Origin of the sequence: Daejeonella sp. H1SJ63, assembly GCF_029360775.1 — a bacterium.
GTDB lineage: Bacteria > Bacteroidota > Bacteroidia > Sphingobacteriales > Sphingobacteriaceae > Daejeonella.
Window position 1 is genome coordinate 140,449 of record NZ_JARKMZ010000001.1, and the last position, 24,649, is coordinate 165,097.

Genomic DNA, 24,649 nt, shown 5'->3' on the forward strand with positions numbered 1-24,649 from the left:
GATGAGTAAGGTTAGTGGTAATGCAGTTGATGTTAATCTCCTGAGACGGATATTCAGGTATGTAACGCCATACCGGAATATATTTACTAAATCGATTATACTTACAGTATTATTAGCTGTACTGGCTCCATTGCGTCCATGGCTCATCCAGTATACGGTCGACAGCTATATTTTGCTCAACGATTTCAGGGGGCTGGTGAATATGAGTTTTATCATGGTGGCTTTGCTGCTTATCCAGACTTTTGTTCAATATTATCATACATTTTATACAAATGTTCTTGGTCAGTCTGTAATTAAAGATTTAAGAATTACAGTATTTAATCATATTTCGGCCCTCAGACTAAAATATTTTGACCGTACTCCAATCGGGCAGTTGATTACACGTACAGTTTCTGATCTGGAAACCATCGCAGATATCTTTTCGGAGGGTTTAATAGTTATCGTCGGAGATATCTTGCAGGTAGTGGCCATCATTGCCGTAATGTTATATACTGATTGGGAACTCACACTGATAGTGCTGATCCCTATGCCTTTATTGATGGCAGCATCATACGTATTTAAGGAAGCAATAAAATCAGCATTTCAGGAAGTCAGAACTCAGGTAGCAAATCTGAATACATTTTTACAGGAACATATTTCAGGGATCAGGATCATTCAGTATTTCGCCCGCGAAAATCAGGAAATGCGAAAATTTAAGAAGATCAATGCCCGGCACAGAGATGCACATATCCAATCTAACTGGTATTATTCCATTTTTTTTCCGGTGGTGGAGATCATTTCAGCACTCTCTATTGGTTTGCTGGTGTGGTATGGTTCAAAATTGATCATCGCAAACGATATTTCACCGGGAGTGGTAGTGTCTTTTATTATGTATATCAACATGCTTTTCAGACCTATCCGTGAACTGGCTGATAAGTTTAATACTCTTCAAATGGGGATGGTAGGTGCTGAGCGGATATTTAAAGTTTTAGATACAGATGAAAAGACAGAGAATAAGGGAATCCTGAAACCTGAGACATTAAAGGGAGATATTGAGTTTAGAAATGTTTGGTTTGCCTATAATGATGAGAACTGGGTGTTAAAGGATATTTCATTTCATGTTAAACCCGGCGAGACCCTGGCACTTGTTGGTGCAACAGGAGCAGGAAAGTCTTCTGTTATTAATATTCTTAACCGTTTTTATGAAATTAATAAGGGTAGTGTATTGGTAGATGGCAAAGATATCAGGGATTACGAGTTGAATTATCTTCGCTCACACATTGCAACCGTTTTGCAGGATGTCTTTCTTTTTTCAGATACTATCGGAAACAATATAAATCTTAATAATCAGGAGATCAGTCGTGAGGATCTGGTCAGGGCAGCCATGGAAGTGGGAGCACATCAGTTTATAGAGAAATTACCGGGCGGATACGATTATGATGTGATGGAAAGAGGTGCAACCCTGTCGGCAGGCCAGGCTCAGCTAATTTCATTCATTCGTGCCATGGTTTATGATCCACAAATCCTGGTACTTGATGAGGCTACTGCATCTGTTGATACAGAAACTGAGGAATTGATTCGTCATGCAATTAATAAGCTGATGGAGGGCAGAACTTCCATTGTAATTGCACACCGTTTGTCGACCATACAAAATGCAGATAAAATAATAGTCCTTGATCGCGGTGAGATCAGAGAAATGGGTTCTCATCAGCAATTGCTAAAGTTCAATGGTTATTATAAGCGTCTGTATGATCTTCAGTTCAATTCAGAGGGTATAGCTAAAGCTTAATTTTTGCTGAAAATAATTTACCTTCGGTTCAGACCATAATATTACTGATCTTATGAAGCGAATTGTTTCCCATTTAACCTTCCAGGTGCTTGTTGCCATTATTATCGGTGTATTGGTGGGTATAAATTTCCCGGGCTTTGCACCAACGGCAAAACTGATCAGCCAGACTTTTATCAATATGATCAGCATGCTGATCGCACCCATCATTTTTTTTACAATTGTATTGGGCATTTCTCAGATGGGAGATATGAAAAAGGTTGGAAGGGTAGGAGGAAAGGCTCTCATTTACTTTGAGCTTATCACTACCATTGCGATTATTATCGGACTGTTTGTGGCAAATATCTTCAGACCGGGTAAAGGGGTTGATGTAAGTGCAACACATGCTGACCCTTCAAAGATTCAAACTTATCAGGATTCTGCCTCAGAGATGAACTGGCTTGAGTTCTTTGCTCACATTGTACCTAAAAATATCACCGAATCCTTTGCCAAAGGAGATATTCTTCAGATTCTGTTTTTTGCCATTTTATTCGGATTTGCATTAAGCAGAATGGGTTCTGCCGGAACTTCACTGATTGGTACTTTTGAAAAGCTTTCTCAGGTGATCTTTAATATTATGAAAATGGTCATGGTTCTGGCACCATTCGGAGCATTTGGAGGCATGGCTTTTACCATTGGAACTTACGGGCTTGAAACGCTTTATCCATTGGGTAAACTGATGATAGCTGTGTATATGACGATGGCCTTATTTATTTTCATTGTGCTGAACCTGGTTTGCTATTTTTATAAGTTCAGTTTATGGCAGTTACTCAAATATATCCGACAGGAAATAGTGATCGTTTTGGGTACTTCTTCTTCAGAATCGGTTTTGCCAAGTATGATTATGAAGATGGAAAAGTTTGGCTGTTCTAAATCTGTGGTCGGATTGGTTATCCCAACCGGTTATTCCTTTAATCTGGACGGAACTTCTATCTACCTTTCCATGTCGGTGATTTTTCTGTCTCAGGTTTTCAATATTGATCTCAGTATTGGTCAGCAGCTTGCAATTATTGGGGTACTAATGATCACATCGAAGGGTGCGGCAGGTGTAACCGGCAGTGGATTTATTGTATTGGCTTCTACTCTGACAGCATTAAAAGTTGTGCCTATAGAAAGTATAGCCATATTACTGGGGGTCGACAGATTTATGTCTGAAGCCAGAGCGATCACCAATCTGATCGGGAATGCGGTAGCTTCCGTGGTAATAGCCAAGAGTGAAAATGAGTTCGATAATAAAGCTTATAAAAAAGCAATAGATCCAAATGCTCCGGATGAGCTTGTTATTCCCTGAAAAGACTAAAAATCCTTTAATTCTTTTTTTGTTTACCTTTTGAGATTCTGCCTGATTCTGTTAGCTTTGCTGTACAAAAATATATTCAATGAGTGTACTGGTAAATAAAGATTCAAAAGTTATAGTTCAGGGGTTTACAGGTAATGAGGGTACATACCACGCCTCTCAGATGATCGAGTACGGAACGCAGGTAGTGGGTGGTGTTACTCCGGGTAAAGGTGGTCAAAGTCATCTTGACCGTCCGGTATTCAATACGGTTAAAGATGCTGTAGATAAAACAGGCGCTGACGTGTCTATCATATTTGTTCCACCGGCTTTTGCTGCAGATGCGATCATGGAAGCTGCTGAGGCAGGCATTAAAGTTATTGTTTGTATCACTGAAGGAATTCCAACCAAGGATATGATCCTTGTTAAAGAATATATTGCAGATAAAGACTGTCGTTTGATCGGTCCGAACTGCCCTGGTATCATTACAGCTGATGAAGCTAAAATTGGTATTATGCCAGGTTTCATCTTCAAAAAAGGAGGTGTTGGAATTGTTTCAAAATCAGGAACTCTTACTTACGAAGCAGTTGATCAGGTTGTTAAAGCCGGTCTGGGTATTACCACGGCTATTGGTATTGGTGGTGATCCAATTATTGGAACTCCAACTGTTGAAGCTGTGAAATTATTGATGAATGATCCTGAAACCAAAGGTATTGTCATGATTGGCGAGATCGGTGGAGGTATGGAAGCAGAAGCTGCACGCTGGATCAAAGAAAATGGTACTAAGCCGGTTGTTGGCTTCATCGCAGGTCAGACAGCGCCTCCGGGACGCCGTATGGGTCATGCAGGAGCAATTGTTGGTGGTGCTGACGATACAGCTGCTGCTAAAATGAAGATTATGAGAGAATGCGGAATTCGCGTTGTGGAATCACCGGCTGAGATCGGCGCTGCAATGGCTGAAGAACTTTCAAAATTATAAAAGGGTATTTAGCTCACTGAAAACCGGCTTCATGCCGGTTTTTTTGTGCCCATTACTGGTGTTTTCAACAAGATTTTTTAATTTCAAAATCAGAGATCACCCCCTTACCTTAGTTATATGTCTGAATTATAGATTCTTGATGGAGAATTCTGGCCGGGGGCAGATATGCTGGCGAGAACGCCAGCATAAAGGGGCGACTGAGATGTAAATTATTATTTTGTTGTTGATCGGTTTATTAAGTAGATTCAGGTATGGTAAAATTGAAAGCACTATTCAAGACAATCTGTATCGTATTTACGGTAGTCATCTCAAGCCCGGCAAATGCACAGGATCTGGCAAAGAAGGCCAACGCATTTCTAAATACACTTTCGGCTGAATTAAGGGCTCAGGCTCAGTTTGATTTTGCGGATGCAGAACGATTTAACTGGAATTTTGTTCCTATTAAACGAAATGGCCCTTCCTTTCGTGACTTTGATGAAAAACAGAAAAGTGCTGCGATTGTCCTGCTGAGGGCTTCGTTAAGCGATCAGGGTTATCAGAAAACAAGAGCAATTATTGAATTGGAAGAGGTTTTGAAGGTAATTGAAGGCAGAGGGCCTTCTGATAATTTCCGCGACCCCTTAAATTATCACATCAGTATTTTTGGGACACCATCCTTAAATGCTGAGTGGGGATGGAGATTTGAAGGACACCATATATCATTGAACTTTTCTTCAATAAAGGGAGTTCTGGTTTCGTCTACACCCTCTTTCTTTGGAACTAATCCGGCTATTGTTACAAGCGGGCCTAAGAAAGGCACACAGGTTTTAAAAGAGGAAGAGGAGTTTGGATTCTTATTACTTAACTCCCTGGATGAAAAACAATTGAAAATTGCCCGTTTTTCAGAAAATGCGCCATCTGATATAATAACAGGCAATAAGCGCAAAGCATCACTTTTAGATCCCTCCGGAATCAAATTCAGTGACTTGAATGAAGTACAGAAGAAAATATTCTTAAAGTTAATGGATGTTTACATGAAAAATTATGCCGCTGAGTTTTCAGAAAAATTTCTCCGGAAAATAAAAAATGCAGGACTTGATAATTTACATTTTGCATGGGCCGGAAGTTTGAAGCCGGGTAGCGGACATTATTACAGGATTCAGGGGAATTCATTGCTTATTGAATATGATAATACCCAGAACAATTCCAACCATGTACATACTGTAGTTCGTGACCTTACAAATGATTTTGGAGATGATGTATTAAAGGGACATTATCAGCAGCATAAACATCATTAAATAAAGACGTTAACGATCTTATAATTGTTTTCAACCTATGCCAGCCATTTTTGATGCATTGTTTGAATTTGCTGTTTCAGCCTGAAATCGCGATATTTGTTCTGACTAACCAATAAATGAAGCAGATGAAAGCACTAATTTTTATACTCTTCAGCTTTATTTTAATGGCTTCAGCTTCTGCTCAAAAGGCAGATTTACAGAAAGATAGTATACAGATAAATACTATTCAGACAGATAGTATCCAAACCGATAGCATCCGGATTGTCAGAGGGAAGGCAACCTATTATGCAAGTAAATTTCATGGCAGGCGAACTACCAGTGGAGAGATCTTTAGCAATAATAAGATGACAGCCGCCCATCTGACCCTGCCTTTCGGGACAATGGTAAGAGTTACCAATATTGATAACGGACGTACTATAGATGTTCGGGTTAACGATCGGGGTCCGCACAATAAGAGTTTTATCATTGATATATCTCAGGCCGCAGCTAAAGAGATCGGGATCTATTCCAGAGGTGTAGGGAATGTAGAGATCAGATACATATTGCCAAAAAAGTATTGAACTTTTATAAACATTCAACTATTGTATCCTTCACGTCATATACGGGGGTGAATTAATTTATTTCAAAGCCCCTTACTATATTTGTGACAGCCAGACCATACTATGGAATATAACAAACTAAGTCCCGAAGAAGAATACATCATTTTGCAAAAAGGCACAGAGAGGCCCTATTCCGGAGAATATCTTGATAATAAGAAAACAGGTATTTATTTCTGCAGACAATGTAATGCACCCTTATATCGGTCAGAGGATAAATTTGATTCTCACTGCGGCTGGCCCAGTTTTGATGATGAAATTGAAGGTGCTGTAAAAAAAGTGCCTGATAAAGACGGACATCGTGTAGAGATCGTCTGCAATAGCTGTGGTGGGCATTTGGGACATGTATTTGAAGGAGAGAAATTAACTCCTAAAAATACCCGTCATTGTGTGAATTCGCTTTCTATGAAATTTATCTCCTCAGAGGATCTGTCTGCTCAGCGTTTTTCCTGAGTTTTTTTGCCCAGAATACTCCCCACATTAAATATTTGGAGAGCAGGTCGACCTGGCCGAAGCCGGCATTTTCAAGCTGATTGAGGTGCCAGCCTACCGGACTGTGGTGATCATGCGTATCCTGATGTTCCATCCACATCCTCCAGTTTTCCTCTGTTGAGCCAAGTTTTATGGCCTCTTCTTTCCAGCATGCTATATTCTTTTTATAGATCTCGTCTGTAATTCCCCGGGTTTGATCTGCAAAAATAAACAGGCCATTCTTACTCAGAGCTTTGTAAACATCCTGATATAAATGGATTTTAAACGGGTCTTCAATGTGGTGAATGGCAATACTCGACATTACCAGATCATAAGAGTTGGGCTGAAGGTTCATCTGTCTGAAATCGGCCTTGATGTATCTGATATTTTTCGCATTGGGAAAACGCTTTCTGCATTCATCAAGTATATCTTCGGAAAGGTCGAGCGCATGGATCTCCGCATCCGGAAAGTGATCCTGTATCTGTTGGGTCAGATTCCCGGTACCACATCCCAGATCAAGGATGCGTCCCGGCTTAAAATCTTCAGGGATATAACGGAACATGTTAAAAAGCATTTCATGATATCGCGGCACACACTTACGGATTAATTCGGTATAGCTGCTGCTTAATTGATCATAAAATTGTTCAAGTTGTTCCATGTAATACTCCTTTGGATAAAATTGTATTTATTTTTAAGAAAAGTCCTAATTTCACAGTTTTAAATCTCATTATGAAATTACTTAAAGGAAAAATTGCATTAATTACCGGGGCATCAAAAGGTATTGGTCGTAAGATTGCTGAAAAATTTGCTGAGCACGGTGCTGAGGTGGCGTTTACCTATTTGTCTTCTGTTGAAAAGGGGCAGGCATTGGAAGAGGAACTGCAAAGCTTCGGAACCAAAGTTAAAGGATATCGCTCAGATGCATCAAAGTTTGATGAAGCAGAAAAGCTGATCAATGATATAGTTGAAGATTTTGGGGGTCTTGATATCGTTGTAAACAATGCCGGGATTACTAAAGATGGCTTATTGATGCGAATGACAGAAGAGAACTGGGATGATGTAATCAATGTCAATCTTAAATCTGTTTTTAATGTTACTAAAGCAGCCTCTAAGGTAATGATGAAAAACCGAAAGGGTGTTTTTATTAATATGAGTTCTGTAGTAGGAGTGCAGGGTAATGCCGGGCAAGCCAATTATGCAGCATCTAAAGCCGGTATTATTGGTTTTTCCAAATCGGTAGCGAAAGAGCTTGGCTCAAGAAATATTCGTTCCAATGTAGTTGCTCCGGGCTTTATTAAAACAGAGATGACCGAAGTTCTGGATCCTAAGGTTGTTGAAGGATGGGCACAGGCAATTCCTTTGAAACGGGCTGGTGAAACAGAAGATGTTGCTAATCTTTGCGTTTTCCTTGGTTCTGATATGAGTACTTACATCACCGGGCAGGTAATTCCGGTTGATGGGGGTATGCTTTAATATTTTTTGAATTGTTCTTTAAGCCTGTAATTTATCTGATTACAGGCTTTTTATTTTCTTCCCTTTTTTCTGAAAATACTTTTTCGTGTCATGAACACTTGATAAAATATTATTATAAGTTCTGTAAAGCATAAATTTTTAAAGGCATATTTGTAATAGCTATGCCGCTTTTATTTCAATTGCAATTTACAACGGTAACTTATTTATGGCTTCTGGCAAGTCTGTTTGCCGGTATAGGGTATGCTGCTCTGCTTTATTACAATACATTTGATCCTGCAAAAAAACTTCGCAACTATCTTTTCCTGATCAGGGCATTATCCATTACCCTGATTGTATTTCTACTGTTTGCCCCACAAGTAAAAACGGTAAACTATACGAAAGAAAAACCTCTCATATTAATTGCTCAGGATAATTCAGCATCACTCGGGATTGCCGGAAATGACGGTTTCAACAAGGAGAAGTATCAGCAGCAATTAAAAGCGCTTGAAACCGAATTGTCGACTTACTATGAAGTCAGGACTTTTAATTTTGATTCAGAGCTGAGAGATGGACTTGATCTTAATTTCAGTGGTGCATTAACTGATATTTCATCTGCATTAAAGAAAATTACTGATCAGTTTGCAAACCGGAATATAGGTGCTTTGATTCTTGGCAGTGATGGGATATACAACAGGGGGGCTAATCCGCTTTACGAGAGTAAGAATTTTCCTGCAGCAATCTATACCATAGCCCTGGGTGATACTGTACCGAAGCGGGATTTACTGATCTCTGATGTCAATTATAACAATATTGCCTATCTGGGTAATCAGTTTCAGATAGAGGTTAGGCTTGAAGCTTTTCAGGCCCGGGGTAGCACAGCTTTATTAAAAGTGTTTTCAGGTTCAGGGATTGTACTTTCCAGGCAAATTCAAATAGGATCGAATGAGTTCAGGCAGACAGTGCCTCTGACACTCCCTGCAGACAATAAGGGTATTCAGCAGTTTACCATCAGGATTGATCCTGTTTCAAATGAGCTTTCTGAACGTAATAATGAACAAAAAATTTATGTAGATGTAATTGACGGAAGGCAGAAAGTACTGATCATTGCTCATGTCCCTCACCCGGATATTACCGCGTTTAAGCAATCTATAGAAATCAATAAAAATTATACGGTCAAAGTTGTGCCGGCATCAGAGGTCTCAGTAGCTGAAATCACAGCTTCAGACCTGATTATACTTCATCAGATACCTGCTTCAGGGGGCAATGCCCGTGATATCCTGTCGCAGGTTATATCAAAACCTATATTGTTTGTCCCCGGATCTCAAAGTAATCTTACCGCATTTTCAACATCTCAAAACTTATTGAGTTTAACATCTTCGGGAACTCTGCAGGAAGTAACTGCATCTGTGAAATCAGATTTTTATGCGTTTACCCTGAGTGAGGAAACGAGGAGGAGGATAAGCAATTTCGGTCCGCTCCTATCTCCATTTGGTAATTATGGGCTAAAGGCTCCTGCAAGTATTTTGCTGACGCAACAGATTGGTAAATTGGTTACTGATAAGCCTTTGCTTTTATTTGCTGAGGATAACCGGCGCAAGATAGGGATACTTGCCGGAGAAGGAATATGGCGCTGGCGTCTTGAGGATTTTCAGGAAAATTCAAACCATAATGCCATTGATGAATTGATTCAGAAGATAGTTCAATATTTATCGGGTAAGGAAGATAAAAGGAAGTTCAGGGTATATCCTTCAAAGAATGCATTCGATGAGAATGAACAGATCGGTATTAATGCTGAATTGTATAATGATGCTTTTGAACTGGTCAATACGCCTGATGTAAATATTGTCTTAAAACCAAAAGAAGGGAAATCATTTTCCTTTATTTTTTCAAGGACAGCTAATGCATATACCCTGAATGCCGGAACATTGCCTCCGGGTGAATATCAGTTTATTGCACAAACCACTTTGGGTAAGACAAATCATAAAGCAGAGGGGCAGTTTATAATCAGCCGTCAGGATTCAGAGTTCAGACAAAGTATAGCTAATCATCAGTTGATGAATACTATTGCCCTGCAAACCGGTGGCAAAATGATTTATCCTGATCAGCTCAATGATCTGCCCGGATTGCTAAGGTCAAATGAAAATGTGAAAACACTTTCATTTGAAGATCGTAAGTATGAAGATCCTGTAAATATCGGCATAGTATTCTTTCTCATTCTTGGACTGCTGAGTCTGGAATGGTTTTTAAGAAAACGTAATGGTTTAATTTAATCAGGCAGGCTTCATTTATTAATCCTATTTCTCTCCTCTAATTGTTTTTGCATATCTCAAATCCTGTAAGTTTGACCGTTAAATTGGCCTTATACACCGCTGACTAAAAACCATTCTCCCAAATCATTCTGCAGAATCTAAATTCAGATATCGATTGACCGGTCATGAATTTGCGATTCAGAATTGTTACGATCCAGGTAATTCTATGAGGATCAATTGTGGGTTGAGAAGTTTTTAAATGATTGAATATGTCTGAATTACTTGATTCTGATAATAATAATTATCAATATTTTTCTTCAACTAAGTATGGTTTAGGCAGGAATAGCCACATTATTTATTGTGTTTCTGTAGTGGCTGTCATTTTCACTTTCGCCCTCTTACCTTTCATTGTAATACAGATAAGTGTAAACGGTAGGGGAATTATACAGTCAGCTATTGAAAGAACTGAATTAGTAACATCAGTGAGTGGCAGGATAATTCAGATCCGGATGAAAGATAATCAGACTCTTTTACGTGGAGATACACTTTTGATTATCGATTCATCGCTATCCAGACAACAGGGCAAAATTATAAATATGCGATCTGCTTTATTAAAGCAGTATTTGTATGATATAGCACAAATTTTGAAATATGCTGAACTATCAGATAAAGAAAGTAAAACTCCTGATTTGAGAACAGAACAGTATAAAGCAACCTGGCAACAGTTTTTGCAGGAGTCTGAGGAGCATCAGCTGGTAATCAGGCAATCAGAGCGTGTGTTAAACCGTTACACTATCCTTTATAAAACTGGAGCATTGACTACTGCTGAGTATGAGAAATTTAGTTTTGACTATGATCAGGCGGTTTCGAGATATTATCTGTTGGGGAAAAGGTACAGATCGCAGCTGGAAATGGAATCCGGAGCTCACCGTAAGGAACTAAGTGAACTGATTGAGCAGGAAGCTGAATTAGCTGAAGAAAAAGAACTATTTATTCTAAAATCTCCTGTCAGTGGTTCATTGCAAAATCTTTCGGGACTACAGAATGGATCTTATGTTTTTGCCAACCAAAAAATTGCAGAGATTTCTCCGGATACTCATCTGATAGCCTTTTGTTATGTCAAACCGGCTGACATAGGATTAATTAGAAAAGGGCAATCCGTAAATTTTCAGATCGATGCGTATAATCATAATCAATGGGGTCTGTTATCCGGAAAGGTAATTGATATTTCTGACGATGTCATTTTTGCAAATTCGGGTGAAGCAGTATTCAAAGTGAGGTGCAGCCTCGATAGTGATCATATGAAATTAAAAAATGAATACAGAGGATTTCTTAAAAAGGGAATGAATTTTACTGCCCGTTTTATGGTAGCGGAGCGAACCTTATTCCAGCTGTTATATGATGATGCAGAAAATTGGCTTAATCCAAATTTGAAAGAAGCAAATCACATTGATACCTATCGCAAATTATGAATATTAAGGTAAAGCAACGAGATATTAGTGATTGTGGTGCGGCTTGTTTGGCCTCTGTTACAGGGTTTTATAAGTTGAATGTATCGGTTGCCAGAATCAGGCAGTATGCAGGTACAGATCATAGAGGGACAAATGTTTCCGGTATGATCGAAGCTGCGAAACGACTTCGATTAGATGCCAAAGGTGTCAGGGGCTCATGTGAAAGCCTTTTTAAAATACCAGTTCCAGCTATTGCGCATGTCATTATCAAAGAGCAGCTTCAGCATTATGTAGTCATATATCAGGTTAAGCAAACTTCAATTACCGTGATGGATCCGGCAGATGGGAAAATGCATGTGAAAGATCATGATGATTTCAACAAGGAATGGAGCGGAGTTTTGATTTTGCTTAGTCCAAACGATGAATTTGCTCCGGGTAATCAAAAAGTAAGTCTGTTAAGTCGGTTCAGACTTTTGTTATATCCTCATAGGGCTATTTTAATTCAGGCTCTTTTCGGGGCAATGATTTATACACTGTTAGGGCTTTCGATGTCAATTTTTGTTCAGAAAATTGTTGATTTTGTATTGGTTGATGGCAATAGAAATTTGCTTAACCTGATGAGCGTTGGAATGATTCTCATTCTGTTACTTCAGGTTTTTATCGGTACACTGAAAAGTATATTTATTTTTCGAACGGGTCAAATGATCGATGCCCGACTAATTTTAGGCTATTACAAGCATTTACTCAAATTGCCTCAGCAATTTTTTGATACGATGCGTGTGGGTGAGATTACGTCAAGAATAGGTGATGCTGTTAAGATAAGAATATTCATAAATGATGTGTCCATCAATATGGTGGTAAACTTCTTCATGCTTGTATTTGCATTCGCATTAATGTTTACCTATTACTGGAAACTTGCCTTGTTTATGTTGACTATCATTCCATTATATGTAATTATCTATCTGCTTAGTAATAAACTTAACAAAAAAGTTCAGCGTAAACTGATGGAAAATGCTGCAGAACTTGAATCACAACTTGTTGAGAGTTTGAATGCTGTTGGTACAATCAAACGTTTCAGACTGGAGGAACATGCAAATCAGAAAACAGAAGACCGGTTCATAAATCTATTAAATACGGTCTACAAGTCAGGCCTTAACTCTGTTTTTTCCGGCACATCTACAGAGTTGGTTTCCCATGGATTTACAATCATGCTTCTTTGGTTAGGCTCAGGTCTGGTACTTGAGCAACAGATCAGTCCCGGAGAATTACTTTCCTTTTATACTCTGATAGGATATTTTACAAATCCGGTTTCCTCATTCGTCGGGATGAATAAAACAGTTCAGGATGCATTAATTGCATCCGACAGGCTTTTTGAAATCATGGATATCGAGCAGGAGAATGAAGAACATAAAGTTGAACTGGTCGGGTCTAATCCGGGAGATATCCGGTTTGCAGATGTCTGCTTTCGCTATGGCACAAGGGTCAGCATCTTTGACAAGCTGAATTTAGAGATTTCTCGAAGTACATTGACTGCTATTGTTGGAGAAAGTGGTTCAGGAAAATCTACATTGATGTCTATCCTGCAAAATATTTACCCTATTCAGAGCGGCAACATATTTATTGGTGAATATTCTTTAAAGTATATCAGTAATAGCTCACTTCGGAGGATGGTTGGTGTAGTTCCTCAACGTATTGATCTTTTTGCCGTAAATGTGATTGAAAATATAGCTATTGGAGATGATTCGCCGAATATGAGTAAGATATTGAGTATTTGTAAACGATTGGGAATGGTTGAATTTATTGAACAGCTGCCACAAGGGTTCAATACTCAGCTTGGTGAGAATGGCGCAAACATATCCGGCGGACAAAAGCAGAGAATAGCCATAGCACGTGCTATGTATCGTGATCCTGAAATTCTGATCTTGGATGAGGCAAGTTCATCACTGGATCCGGTTTCAGAGAGGTATGTTCAGGATACAATTGATTTTCTACTCGCGGAAAACAAGACAGTAATTATAATCTCTCATCGCCTTAGCAGCATACAAAAGGCCGGAAAGATTATCGTTCTAAAAAACGGACAGGTAGCAGAAGAGGGTAAACATGCTGAGCTGATTGCTTTTAGGGGAGAATATTTTCGATTATGGTCTCAGCAGATACCAATGGAATTTCAGGGTTTAATAGATTGAAAATGAAATTATTGGAACAAATTGAACGTATTAACCGATTGCATGAGTTGATAAAGCATCGGCGCACTGGCACTCCAAGTCAGTTGGCCCGCAGACTTAATCTCTCAACTTCTATGGTTTATAAACTGATGGATGAGCTCAGGTTAAGGGATGTTCCGGTTGAGTACTCGCGGCAATTGGGTACTTATTTTTATAGCAGAAATTTTCAAATGAGAATATCCATAGAATTCAGACCTCTGACAGAGGAAGAAGAAAATTGATTTTTTTCTGTATGAAAGTTGAATTGAAAAAGCTCAGGCTATAGTTTTTTTATATTTAAGATTAGTCAATTTAATACATCGCGATAAATGTTGTGCAACAAAGGCAGAGACCGAAAAGCCTGAATAGAGTAGGTGAACTAAAATTGAAATAACATGCAAAATTCAAATTTAATTGAGATTGACAAGCTGGAAGCTATGTCAATCAACGGAGGTAATATTGTACCATGGTCGGCTGCAATGAGAGCTACCTGGTGGGGTGCTCTTATCTTCTATGCCATGGAAAATTATGAAGACCTAAAGGGAGGTGCCGTTAGTGCTTATCATGATTACTACAAAAAATAGATGCTGTGAAACCATCATGATTTTGCTAAAACCTGCAAGGGGTATGATTATCAAATCACGATCACCTTGCCAGTAGGCAGATTCATTATCGTTAAAAAACAAAAAATAAACAAATGGAAAAGTTAAATGTAAAAGACCTCGGGATGCAGGAGATGAATTCTGAGGAAATGTATTCTTGTACTGGTGGGGAAACACCGGGAATGAATACTAGTTTAGCCAATGATATAGGCTATATGCTTGCCTATGGCTTTTTCGGAGCTATTGATATGGTTAGAGCATTTGGTGCAGGTGCTGCGAAAGGGCAAAAACTCCGTTTTCAGGGTTGATTGGCATCGGGCAGATTAATCTGCCCGATGTTTTTATTATATTAAATCGTTATTGATAAAAGATATGAGTACCAAACGGTTGATTTCTTTTGAGCCACCTTCATTTATTCAAAGGTTGAACACTTTTAAACTACTTTTGATTGTATTGCTTGCTAATCTTATACTTTCATCTGTCTTTGCCATATTGAGACAGAAATATGGCTATTCAATGGACCCCAAAATGCTCAATTTTGATAGTGTATTAGAAGAATTTATTGTTGTAGTTGTAGTTGCACCTGTATTCGAAACGGTTGTTTTTCAATACTTTATGATCACATTGATGTTGTTTCTGGCTCAGAGGTTTTTCAAAAGGGATTTAGCTGCATTTGCGATAATACTGCCTGCAATTTGTTTCGGATTTAGTCATACTTATAACAATCTGTATGTGTTAAACACGTTTTTAGCTGCATTGATGATCAATTACTTTTATATCCTGGTGAAATCAAGAAACCAGAATGCATTTATATTAACAGTAATTCTTCACGCACTCTATAATTTTTCAGTATTTGGTCTGAAGCAAATGGCCTGATAAAAATCAGATCAGCGCATTAGTTGAATCAATAATTTGAGCAAGAGCTTCTATTTCAGGAGGGGAGAGTTTTGAGGAGGAGATTTACTTTAAAGACAATCAGAAAATTGATTTATCCTATTTCTTATTTTCTTCAACAATAATCACAAATACATCCTCATTCTCTTTTTTCATCAGATACTTTTCTCTGGCGAATTTTTCCAGTTTAGTTTTATTTGTGGTAAGCTCATTGAGGTCTCTAACAGCTTTTTCTGATTCTCTGGTATAAAACTCCTTTTCAGCTTCTAATTTATTCAACTGTGTTCTGTATTCATACTGAGACATCAGATCATTTCTGTCAAAAAACAGCATCCAGGTCAGAAATGCCGTACCTGTAATGAAGTATTTGTTTCGAAGGAGAGCTAATAAACGTGACATCAATACAAATATAAAACAAAAACATCCTAAGATTTATATTCTCAGGATGTTTTGCAATGTTGTATTATCAACTTATTAACAAAGTCTTACTTTGCGTATTTGAAATTCTTGCCAAGGAAGCGGGCATTACTGCCAAGTTCTTCTTCAATGCGAAGTAGCTGATTGTACTTTGCTATCCTGTCTGAACGTGAAGCAGAACCTGTTTTAATTTGTCCGCAATTTAGAGCAACAGCAAGGTCGGCGATAGTATAATCTTCGGTTTCGCCTGAACGGTGACTCATTACTGAGGTATAGCCACTATTTTGTGCAAGTGAAACAGCATTTATTGTTTCGGTAAGAGAGCCGATCTGGTTAACCTTTACCAGAATTGAATTTGCAGTATCATTATCAATTCCTTGCTGTAAACGCTTAACATTGGTTACAAAAAGATCATCACCAACAAGCTGAACCTTTGACCCGATTTTTTCAGTCAGTAATTTCCAGCCGGCCCAGTCATCTTCAGCCATGCCATCTTCAATAGAGATGACAGGATATTTTTCGGTCAACTGAGCAAGATATTCGGCTTGTTCAGCACTGGTTCTGATAGCTCCTTTTTCGCCTTCAAATTTGGTATAATCGTATTTACCGTCTTTGTAGAATTCAGAAGCTGCACAATCAAATGCAAGGAAGATATCTTTTCCCGGAGTATAACCTGCTTTTTCGATAGCCTGAAGAATAGTTTCTACACCATCTTCGGTTCCTTCAAATTTGGGAGCAAAGCCGCCTTCATCACCAACTGCTGTAGATAGGCCTCTGTCGTGAAGAATCTTTTTAAGATTATGGAATACCTCGGTTCCCCAGCGAAGTGCTTCAGAGAAAGAAGAAGCTCCTGCAGGCATGATCATAAATTCCTGAAAAGCAATCGGTGCATCAGAATGAGAACCTCCGTTAACGATATTCATCATTGGTATAGGCAAGGTATTGGCATTTACACCACCGATATAACGGTATAAAGGTTGGTGACTTTCCTGTGCTGCAGCTTTTGCAACTGCTAAAGAAACACCAAGAATAGCATTTGCCCCAAGTTTTCCTTTGTTTTCAGTGCCGTCAATCTCAATTAAAAGCTGATCGATACTGTTCTGTTCAAAAACATCAATTCCTTTTAATTCGGGAGCGATTCTTTCATTTACGTTGGCAACTGCTTTCAAAACACCTTTACCCATATAAATTGATTTATCGCCATCGCGAAGTTCTACGGCTTCGTGTACACCTGTTGATGCGCCTGAAGGTACTGCCGCACGTCCGATAATGCCATTTTCTGTAATAACATCTACTTCTATTGTAGGATTTCCGCGAGAATCAAGGATTTGTCTTGCGTGTACGTCGAGAATTAAACTCATAATCTTGTAATTTCTATTTGAAAATATTTTATTAATACGTGTGCTACTACACAATTAGTTGCAGTTTATTAGTTCATCATTGCTACAAAGTCATCGAAAAGATATCTCGAATCGTGAGGACCCGGAGATGATTCAGGATGATATTGAACCGAAAATGCTTTTTTACCCTTAACTCTGATTCCTTCAATTGACTGATCATTCAGGTTAATATGGGTGATCTCAACTTTGTCAGAATTGCGCACATCATCAGGAATTACTCCAAAACCGTGATTTTGTGAAGTTACTTCGCAGTGATTAATGATGATATTTTTTACCGGATGGTTCAAACCTCTGTGCCCGTTGAACATTTTCATAGTACGAATGTCGTTTGCCAGAGCCAGTAACTGGTGACCAAGACATATCCCAAATAAAGGTTTCCCTGAAGCGAGAACTTTTTTAACGGTGTCAATTGCATACGGCATTGCAGATGGATCGCCCGGGCCATTTGAGATGAAATAACCATCAGGGTTCCATTTTTCCATTTCTGCAAATGTTGTTTTAGCCGGAAATACTTTAGAAAATACTCCTCTGCTGTCAAAGTTTCTCAGAATGTTCTTTTTAACACCTAAGTCAAGAACTGCAACTTTTTTAGGTGCATTCTTGTCGCCATATTCATAAGCCTCTTTTGTTGAAACCTGAGAAGATAGCTCAAGCCCGTCCATTGAAGGTACAGAAGCCAGTTTTTCTTTTAATTGGTCAATATCCAGAATCTCAGATGAGATAATAGCATTCATTGCTCCTTTATCACGAATGTGGCGAACCAGAGAACGGGTATCCACATCAGAAATACCTACTATATGTTCCTCCTGAAAGTAGTCCTGAATAGAGGTATCAGCCATTTTCCGGCTGTAGGTTATATTGAAGTTTTTACATACAAGTCCTGCAATTTTAATATCTTCAGACTCTACCTCATCCTTGTGGATACCATAGTTTCCGATGTGTGCGTTGGTTGTCACCATGATCTGTCCAAAATAAGACGGATCAGTAAATATCTCCTGATATCCGGTCATACCTGTGTTGAAACAAATTTCACCAGTAGTGGTACCAATTTTTCCCGCCGCTTTTCCGTGGTAAACAGTTCCGTCTGCAAGTAGCAGAACAGCAGGTAATTTGATGTAATTATTCATTTATTAAAGTTTGAAAACAAATTTGAAAATCAGTTGAAAAACAATGATTTCGGAAGATTTTCCGGCCGTGTTGAGGGAAGTCTTTTACTTCAAAATTCACGGCTACAAAATTAGGTATTTATAACTAATTCTGAAAGCATTTCGCATAGGAATTATGAATTTGTTTTACAAAAGGGCGATTCAGAATATTTTGAGTATTTATTGTTTCTATTAATCATAACTTTGGACACACTTAAATACTCTGCTCATGTCTGTACATAAAGAGCTTAAACGGATTACTACAAATACGATTCAGGAAATGAAGCAAAAAGGCGAAAAGATCGCCATGCTGACTTCCTATGATTATTCAATGGCCACTATAGTTGACGAAGGTGGGGTAGATGTTATTCTTGTTGGAGATTCTGCATCAAATGTAATGGCTGGTCACGAAACTACCTTGCCCATAACGCTTGACCAGATGATCTATCACGCTCAGTCTGTAGTGAGGGCAGCAAAACGTGCATTAGTTGTGGTCGATCTTCCCTTTGGCTCTTATCAGGGTAATTCGAAGGAAGCACTTAATTCTGCTATCCGTATTATGAAAGAGTCGGGAGCACATGCAGTTAAGTTGGAAGGGGGACTGGAAATCCGTGAATCTGTTGAACGTATTATCACGGCAGGTATTCCGGTTATGGGGCATTTAGGGCTTACACCTCAGTCTATTTATAAGTTTGGAACTTATACGGTAAGGGCTAAAGAACAGGCAGAAGCTGAAAAATTAAAAGATGATATTAAAGTTTTGCAGGAAGCCGGATGTTTTTCTGTAGTACTTGAAAAAATCCCGGCTTTACTGGCCAAAGAGGTTACTGATTCGGTTAAAATTCCGACTATTGGAATCGGTGCCGGGCCATATTGTGATGGTCAGGTATTGGTTATTAATGATATGATCGGATTAACCAAGGGCTTCAAACCAAGATTCCTCAGGCAGTATCTGAATCTTTTTGATCAGATTAACGGAGCTGTGAAAACTTATGTGAGTGATGTAAAGGCCGGTGATTTCCCTAATTCAAAGGAACAATACTAATTTATCCTGATTAATGGCTGCTCCTGAATTCAAGAAGACGAAATTTCCGGTTCTTTCTCCTGATATCACAGACAAGGATATTCTTTTCGAGGATAATCATCTGATTGCGATTAATAAAAGAGCCGGTGATATCGTTCAGGTTGATGAAACCGGTGATGAACCTCTGGATGAAAAGGTTAAGCGTTACATTGCCAGGAAATATAACAAACCCAATGGAGCGTTTCTGGGAGTAGTCCACCGTCTCGACAGGCCTGTAAGCGGTGTAATCCTTTTTGCCAAGACCAGCAAAGCACTCGACAGGATCAATAAAATGTTTAAGAGCAGGGATATGCATAAAACCTATTGGGCAGTGGTGCGCAATCGTCCGGCTCAGGAACAAGGTACCCTGATCCACTGGCTGGTAAAAAATCCCAAAAAAAATGTAACCAAAGCTTATGAAAAGGAGGTTCCCGGAAGTCTGAGGGCTGAGCTACACTACAAACTTATTGGAGAACTGGGAGGGTATTACCTGATAGAGGTGGATCCGATTACGGGCCGGCCGCATCAGATTCGCGTGCAGTTATCCACAATGAATTGCCCTATAGTTGGCGACAATAAGTACGGATATCCGCGTGGTAGCCTGAAAAAGAGTATTTGCCTGCATGCCCGCAGGCTGCAATTTATACACCCCGTAAAACAGGAACCTGTGAATATTTTTGCTCCATTGCCCAAAGATGGTTTTTGGGACAGATTTGAAAATTTCTGATCGTTCTATTCTTCAAAGGAGGTATTCAGACTAACATCCTCCCATTTTGAAAACTCTTCTTCAACTGTTTTAAATTTATCTCTTATCGCATCAAGAGCAACTTTCCCTAAAACCAAACGTAGTGGCGGATGGCTCGAATTAATGGCCAAAAGTATGGCCTTTGCTCCTTTAGCAGGATCGCCGGGCTGTTTACCACTGCTGCCTTGCAGAAGTTTAAGCCTTAGTCCTGAACTTTGTTCGTAATCAGCAATTTTATTTTTGGCGCTTACTGAAGAAGCTCCGGCCCAATCTGTGCGGAAAGGACCTGGCTCCACAAGTGTTAAATGAATATTAAGTGGTTGAATTTCAATAGCTAAAGCTTCACTCATACCTTCAAGAGCAAATTTACTTGCATTGTATAATCCGGTGCCTGAATTGGCGCGTAATCCCGACATGGAAGAAATCTGAACAATATGTCCTGATCTTTGCTTTCGCATGACAGGTAAAACGGCTTGGGTTAAGGCCAGAACTGCAAAAAAGTTAGTTTCCATCTGCATTCTTGCCTCCTCCATGCTGAGCTCTTCGATAGCACCAAATAACCCGTATCCGGCATTGTTTACCAGGATATCTAAACGATTGTGCTTATTTAGAATATGCTGAATAACAGAATGCATTTGAACCTGATTGTTTACGTCAAGCTCTAGTCCGAAGGTCTTCCCAGGAACGAGCTCATTAAATGCCCTGATTTGTTCAGTTTTTCGCAGGGTTCCAAAAATAATGTCTCCATTTGACGCAGCTTCTTTAGCAAGAGCTCTTCCTAATCCTCCGGATACTCCGGTAATCAGCCAGATTCTGGGTTCTTTATTCATATTGCAATTTAGCAATTATCATTAATCAAAAGATGATTCAGAAGGGATTCAGACTTTCTTTTGTCGACAATATGTGCCGGAAGTGTGAGCTTCCCCTTCATTTACAGTTGCGGTATTTGATTGGCTTTAGCTAAATAAAAATAGCCGCCATTGTTAAATGACGGCTATCTGTATGATTCAATAAAAAGCTTAAGCTAACTTGGCTTTTAAGTTCTGGTCAATTGCATCAAGGAACTCTTCTGTGTACAGATAGTGATCTCCATGACTTACTTTGTTTCCGTGAATACAAACTGCAAGATCCTTGGTCATTTTTCCGCTCTCAACAGTTTCGATACAAACCTGCTCTAAAGCATGACAGAAATTAATTAATGCCTGGTTATTGTCTAATTTACCACGGAATTCAAGACCTCTTGTCCATGCGAAAATTGACGCGATCGGGTTAGTTGAAGTTGGCTTTCCAGCCTGGTGATCACGGTAGTGACGGGTAACAGTACCGTGAGCTGCTTCAGCTTCCATGGTAGAACCATCCGGAGTGATCAGTACAGAAGTCATTAGTCCTAATGAACCAAAGCCCTGAGCAACAGTATCAGACTGAACATCACCATCATAATTTTTACAAGCCCAAACAAAATTACCATTCCACTTTAGTGCAGAAGCAACCATGTCGTCAATCAGACGGTGCTCGTAAACGATACCTGCAGCATCAAATTTTGCTTTGAATTCATTCTGATAAACTTCTTCAAAGATGTCTTTGAAACGTCCATCGTATTTTTTAAGGATTGTATTTTTGGTTGAAAGATATAAAGGCCATCCTTTAGATAAAGCCTGGTTAAAGCAGGCACGTGCAAAACCGAAGATACTTTCGTCAGTATTGTACATCGCCATAGCAACACCGTCGCCTTTGAAATTATATACTTCGAAAGATTGTGCTTCACCGCCATCTTCCGGACTGAAAGTGATGGTTAATTTCCCTTTTCCTTTAGTTACAAAATCAGTTGCACGATACTGATCGCCAAAAGCGTGACGACCGATACAGATCGGAGCAGTCCAGTTTGGTACCAGGCGGGGAACATTGCTCATTACAATTGGCTCACGGAAAACTGTACCATCCAGAATGTTTCTGATTGTACCATTTGGTGATTTCCACATTTGTTTAAGACTGAACTCTTTAACACGAGCCTCATCAGGAGTGATGGTTGCACATTTGATACCTACACCGTATTGTTTTATTGCATTTGCTGCGTCAATGGTTACCTGGTCGTTAGTTTCATCCCGGTATTCCATTCCAAGATCATAATATTTAATATCCAGGTCAAGATATGGAGTGATCAGTTTATCTTTAATAAACTTCCAGATAATTCTGGTCATTTCATCTCCGTCTAATTCTACTACCGGATTTGCAACTTTAATTTTTTGTACTGACATATACTTAATAATGAGGTTTTTGGAATTTCGTCAAAGATAGGAATTTTGAATACACCTGAAAATCTGTGAGGCATCAATTTTGGCAGATTTTTCATTTAACGGAGATTAAAGCCATTTTTTGCCCTGATCTGCCTGAAATCCGGTAAATACAGAACGTAAAAATGATGTTAGGAATATGCAGTTGAAATTTGACGGCTTTTCAGGAAGCTTAACTGTTTAATAGTCGAGGTCGAGGTTAAATCTGCGTTTGAACTCTTCTAGATTAGGGTTTTTTTGTACCATATGCTGATATTTTTCAGTGGAGGTATAAAGTTTTCTCTTTACCGTTTGTTCAATTAGCTTCGTTTTCAGGTCGATGCTGAAGTTTTTAAGCTCTACTCTGAGATAATTCAGAAGGTCAACCCTTTCAGAGTTCAGAAGGTTATCCTGAATTTTATTTTCTATGACGACTTCGATCTGGTAGTTGTCAAGCAGAGCCGGAGGGTTTGCTGTCAGTATTGTGAAGATGTTTATTTTACCTTCTTTTTTAGTCTTTTCAGCATACATGTTCCAGTGTCTGAGCAGTGTGTCTGAATCGAATTCCTGCTTACTGTCGCCACTGACATATTCCGGATCTTTATCTTCTTTTTTAGAATAAGAAGCGGTGAGATCATTCAGGTTGGGAATCAGCGTTCCTGAGTTACTTAATAAAGGTTTAGGGATGTTGATTCTGGATTGTTTTTCATCTTTCCCGGCATTCGGCGGCACATGAGCTGAAACGACTGCAGGAGCGGGATTGATTATTTCTGCCGGAGCCGGTTCAGAAATTTTAATGGCCGGAGGAACGGTAGTTGTTGTCGCGGCCGGTATTTCAGCCTGTAGAGGCTTCTCTGTTATCGTATGTAGTGCCGGAGCCGGGCTTTTCTGTACTTCTGTTAAGGGATTAAGTTTTTTTTTTACCAGGCCTTCAGAAAGACCTTCGGTTGCAATATTAATTACAGAAGGTATATGGCATAGTTTGATTAAGGCCAGCTCAACCTGTAATCTTTGATTTTTACTGGTTTTATAATTTAAATCGCACTGATTGCTGATGTTTAGGGCCGAAATCAGAAATGAGGCAGATGCAGCCAAAGCTTGCTGATTATATTTCTGACGTATTCCCTCACTCACTTCAAGTAATTTCAATGTTGAACTGTCTTTACTTACAAGCAGATTCCTTAAGTGGGAGGCAAGTCCGGTAATGAAATGATTGCCATCAAATCCATTACTTAAAATTTCATCAAAAATCAGTAATGATGCCGCCACATCCTGCTCCAATATAGAATCGGTGAGTTTAAAGTAGTAATCATAATCCAGAATGTTCAGATTGTCAATTACAGCCCTGTAGCTTACATTTTTGTTTGAAAAGCTGACAATCTGATCGAACATGGAAAGCGCATCGCGCAACCCGCCGTCGGCCTTTTGGGCAATCATGTGTAGCCCATCCTCATCATACGATATACCTTCCTTAACTGCGATTTCTTTCAGATGACCGGCAATATCTTCTACCCGGATGCGGTTAAAATCAAAAATCTGGCATCTGGACAGTATAGTTGGAAGAATTTTATGCTTTTCTGTGGTTGCCAGAATAAAAATGGCATAATTCGGGGGCTCCTCAAGAGTCTTCAGGAAAGCATTAAATGCTGCCTGAGAGAGCATATGAACCTCGTCGATGATATAAATTTTGTATTTGCCTGCCTGAGGCGGTATCCGAACCTGTTCAATCAGGCTTCTGATATCCTCAACGGAGTTGTTGGATGCAGCATCAAGTTCATGGATATTGAAAGAATTTCCGTTTTGAAAAGAAATGCAGGAATCACAAACTCCGCAAGCTTCAGCATCCTCAGTCAGATTTTTACAGTTTATAGTCTTTGCAAGGATTCGGGCGCAGGTAGTTTTTCCTACACCTCTTGGTCCGCAAAAAAGAAATGCCTGGGCAAGCTGGTTATTTTTGATGGCATTCTTCAGAGTACCTGTTATATGCAGCTGACCTACAACAGTTTGGAATGTTGCCGGTCTGTACTTTCTTGCTGATACTATAAAATTGTCCATCGGAGGCTAAATTAGAAAGAGGATTGTGTTAAACCAAACTTAGATGATTTTTTTGTCCATATAATTTATTGTATGGTTAAACTTAAGTGATTTAGCCCGAATTGTTGGGAGGATTACCTATTTGTGCCGGGCGATTAAAATGATATGGAATATTAAATTGATAATAGTTGAAAATACGTAATAGTGAGTATTGGTACTTAGTAGATTAAATTGAATCTTTGCATAAGATCCATTATTTTATGAAAGCGTTTACTGATTTTTGCAGGTTCACAATAGGTTTTATTGTTTATATCGTAAAA

At 39.1% G+C, this 24,649-nt stretch carries 23 protein-coding genes; 16 read left to right on the plus strand and 7 right to left on the minus strand.

Annotation, left to right across the window (positions count from 1 at the left end; genetic code table 11):
- Position 1 precedes the first annotated feature (1 nt).
- The 6 genes from P2W72_RS00595 to P2W72_RS00620 all read left to right on the plus strand — a co-directional run bounded on the left by P2W72_RS00595 (position 2) and on the right by P2W72_RS00620 (position 6,385).
- Positions 2-1,768, plus strand: coding sequence for an ABC transporter ATP-binding protein (locus P2W72_RS00595; protein ID WP_276358906.1), 1,767 nt, complete (start codon positions 2-4; stop codon positions 1,766-1,768).
- A gap of 52 nt (positions 1,769-1,820) precedes the next feature.
- Complete coding sequence (gene dctA / locus P2W72_RS00600; protein ID WP_276358907.1) at positions 1,821-3,095, plus strand: C4-dicarboxylate transporter DctA; 1,275 nt, start codon at positions 1,821-1,823, stop codon at positions 3,093-3,095.
- An 88-nt stretch (positions 3,096-3,183) separates the two neighbouring features.
- Positions 3,184-4,059 (plus strand): succinate--CoA ligase subunit alpha, encoded by an 876-nt coding sequence (gene sucD / locus P2W72_RS00605; RefSeq protein ID WP_276358908.1) that lies wholly within the window; start codon positions 3,184-3,186, stop codon positions 4,057-4,059.
- 251 nt (positions 4,060-4,310) lie between these two features.
- A complete protein-coding gene (locus P2W72_RS00610) occupies positions 4,311-5,336 on the plus strand; it encodes a DUF3500 domain-containing protein (protein WP_276358909.1) in 1,026 nt (341 codons plus the stop codon).
- Between the two features lie 125 nt (positions 5,337-5,461).
- Positions 5,462-5,896: a septal ring lytic transglycosylase RlpA family protein gene (locus tag P2W72_RS00615; RefSeq protein WP_276358910.1), complete on the plus strand. Its 435-nt coding sequence runs from the start codon at positions 5,462-5,464 to the stop codon at positions 5,894-5,896.
- 102 nt (positions 5,897-5,998) lie between these two features.
- Positions 5,999-6,385, plus strand: a complete 387-nt coding sequence (locus tag P2W72_RS00620) for a methionine-R-sulfoxide reductase (protein WP_276358911.1) — start codon at positions 5,999-6,001, stop codon at positions 6,383-6,385.
- Here P2W72_RS00620 and P2W72_RS00625 read toward each other — a convergent pair.
- On the minus strand, positions 6,345-7,061 hold the full coding sequence (locus P2W72_RS00625) for a class I SAM-dependent methyltransferase (RefSeq protein ID WP_276358912.1): 717 nt from the start codon (positions 7,059-7,061) through the stop codon (positions 6,345-6,347). The two genes, P2W72_RS00620 and P2W72_RS00625, sit on opposite strands and share 41 nt — an antisense overlap.
- 71 nt (positions 7,062-7,132) lie before the next feature.
- Here P2W72_RS00625 and fabG point away from each other — a divergent pair, with 71 nt between their 5' ends.
- The 8 genes from fabG (at position 7,133) to P2W72_RS00665 (ending at position 15,237) form a co-directional block, all read left to right on the plus strand.
- Positions 7,133-7,876 (plus strand): 3-oxoacyl-[acyl-carrier-protein] reductase, encoded by a 744-nt coding sequence (fabG, locus tag P2W72_RS00630; RefSeq protein ID WP_276358913.1) that lies wholly within the window; start codon positions 7,133-7,135, stop codon positions 7,874-7,876.
- A 161-nt stretch (positions 7,877-8,037) separates the two neighbouring features.
- Positions 8,038-10,125 (plus strand): hypothetical protein, encoded by a 2,088-nt coding sequence (locus tag P2W72_RS00635; protein ID WP_276358914.1) that lies wholly within the window; start codon positions 8,038-8,040, stop codon positions 10,123-10,125.
- A 248-nt stretch (positions 10,126-10,373) separates the two neighbouring features.
- Positions 10,374-11,576 (plus strand): HlyD family efflux transporter periplasmic adaptor subunit, encoded by a 1,203-nt coding sequence (locus P2W72_RS00640; protein WP_276358915.1) that lies wholly within the window; start codon positions 10,374-10,376, stop codon positions 11,574-11,576.
- Positions 11,573-13,741 (plus strand): peptidase domain-containing ABC transporter, encoded by a 2,169-nt coding sequence (locus P2W72_RS00645; RefSeq protein WP_276358916.1) that lies wholly within the window; start codon positions 11,573-11,575, stop codon positions 13,739-13,741. Before P2W72_RS00640 ends, P2W72_RS00645 begins: the two co-directional genes overlap by 4 nt.
- 2 nt (positions 13,742-13,743) lie before the next feature.
- Positions 13,744-14,001 (plus strand): HTH domain-containing protein, encoded by a 258-nt coding sequence (locus P2W72_RS00650; protein WP_276358917.1) that lies wholly within the window; start codon positions 13,744-13,746, stop codon positions 13,999-14,001.
- A 153-nt stretch (positions 14,002-14,154) separates the two neighbouring features.
- The gene (locus tag P2W72_RS00655) at positions 14,155-14,343 is read left to right on the plus strand and encodes a hypothetical protein (protein ID WP_276358918.1); all 189 of its coding nucleotides are present in this window, start codon (positions 14,155-14,157) and stop codon (positions 14,341-14,343) included.
- A 113-nt stretch (positions 14,344-14,456) separates the two neighbouring features.
- Positions 14,457-14,669, plus strand: a complete 213-nt coding sequence (locus P2W72_RS00660) for a hypothetical protein (RefSeq protein WP_276358919.1) — start codon at positions 14,457-14,459, stop codon at positions 14,667-14,669.
- Positions 14,670-14,733: 64 nt separating this feature from the next.
- Positions 14,734-15,237 (plus strand): CPBP family intramembrane glutamic endopeptidase, encoded by a 504-nt coding sequence (locus tag P2W72_RS00665; RefSeq protein ID WP_276358920.1) that lies wholly within the window; start codon positions 14,734-14,736, stop codon positions 15,235-15,237.
- 117 nt (positions 15,238-15,354) lie between these two features.
- On the opposite strand, the gene P2W72_RS00670 is transcribed toward P2W72_RS00665, so the two are convergent.
- From P2W72_RS00670 to carA, 3 genes are all read right to left on the minus strand, one after another.
- Entirely contained in the window at positions 15,355-15,654 is a 300-nt protein-coding gene (locus P2W72_RS00670) for a septum formation initiator family protein (protein ID WP_276358921.1), read from the minus strand.
- A gap of 86 nt (positions 15,655-15,740) precedes the next feature.
- Positions 15,741-17,033: a phosphopyruvate hydratase gene (eno, locus tag P2W72_RS00675; RefSeq protein WP_276358922.1), complete on the minus strand. Its 1,293-nt coding sequence runs from the start codon at positions 17,031-17,033 to the stop codon at positions 15,741-15,743.
- A 68-nt stretch (positions 17,034-17,101) separates the two neighbouring features.
- A complete protein-coding gene (gene carA / locus P2W72_RS00680; RefSeq protein ID WP_276358923.1) occupies positions 17,102-18,199 on the minus strand; it encodes a glutamine-hydrolyzing carbamoyl-phosphate synthase small subunit in 1,098 nt (365 codons plus the stop codon).
- A gap of 247 nt (positions 18,200-18,446) precedes the next feature.
- On the opposite strand from carA, the gene panB reads away from it, so the two are divergent.
- Entirely contained in the window at positions 18,447-19,262 is an 816-nt protein-coding gene (gene panB / locus P2W72_RS00685) for a 3-methyl-2-oxobutanoate hydroxymethyltransferase (protein ID WP_276358924.1), read from the plus strand.
- Between the two features lie 13 nt (positions 19,263-19,275).
- Positions 19,276-20,007, plus strand: a complete 732-nt coding sequence (locus tag P2W72_RS00690) for an RluA family pseudouridine synthase (RefSeq protein ID WP_276358925.1) — start codon at positions 19,276-19,278, stop codon at positions 20,005-20,007.
- Positions 20,008-20,012: 5 nt separating this feature from the next.
- Here the strand turns inward: P2W72_RS00690 and P2W72_RS00695 are convergent, their stop codons facing one another.
- The 3 genes from P2W72_RS00695 to P2W72_RS00705 form a co-directional block, all read right to left on the minus strand.
- Positions 20,013-20,855 (minus strand): oxidoreductase, encoded by an 843-nt coding sequence (locus P2W72_RS00695; RefSeq protein ID WP_276358926.1) that lies wholly within the window; start codon positions 20,853-20,855, stop codon positions 20,013-20,015.
- A gap of 189 nt (positions 20,856-21,044) precedes the next feature.
- Positions 21,045-22,280 carry an isocitrate dehydrogenase (NADP(+)) gene (locus tag P2W72_RS00700; RefSeq protein WP_276358928.1) on the minus strand — a complete coding sequence of 412 codons (1,236 nt, stop codon included), beginning with the start codon at positions 22,278-22,280 and terminating at the stop codon, positions 21,045-21,047.
- A gap of 216 nt (positions 22,281-22,496) precedes the next feature.
- On the minus strand, positions 22,497-24,350 hold the full coding sequence (locus tag P2W72_RS00705) for a DNA polymerase III subunit gamma/tau (protein ID WP_276358929.1): 1,854 nt from the start codon (positions 24,348-24,350) through the stop codon (positions 22,497-22,499).
- Between the last annotated feature and the right edge of the window lie 299 nt (positions 24,351-24,649).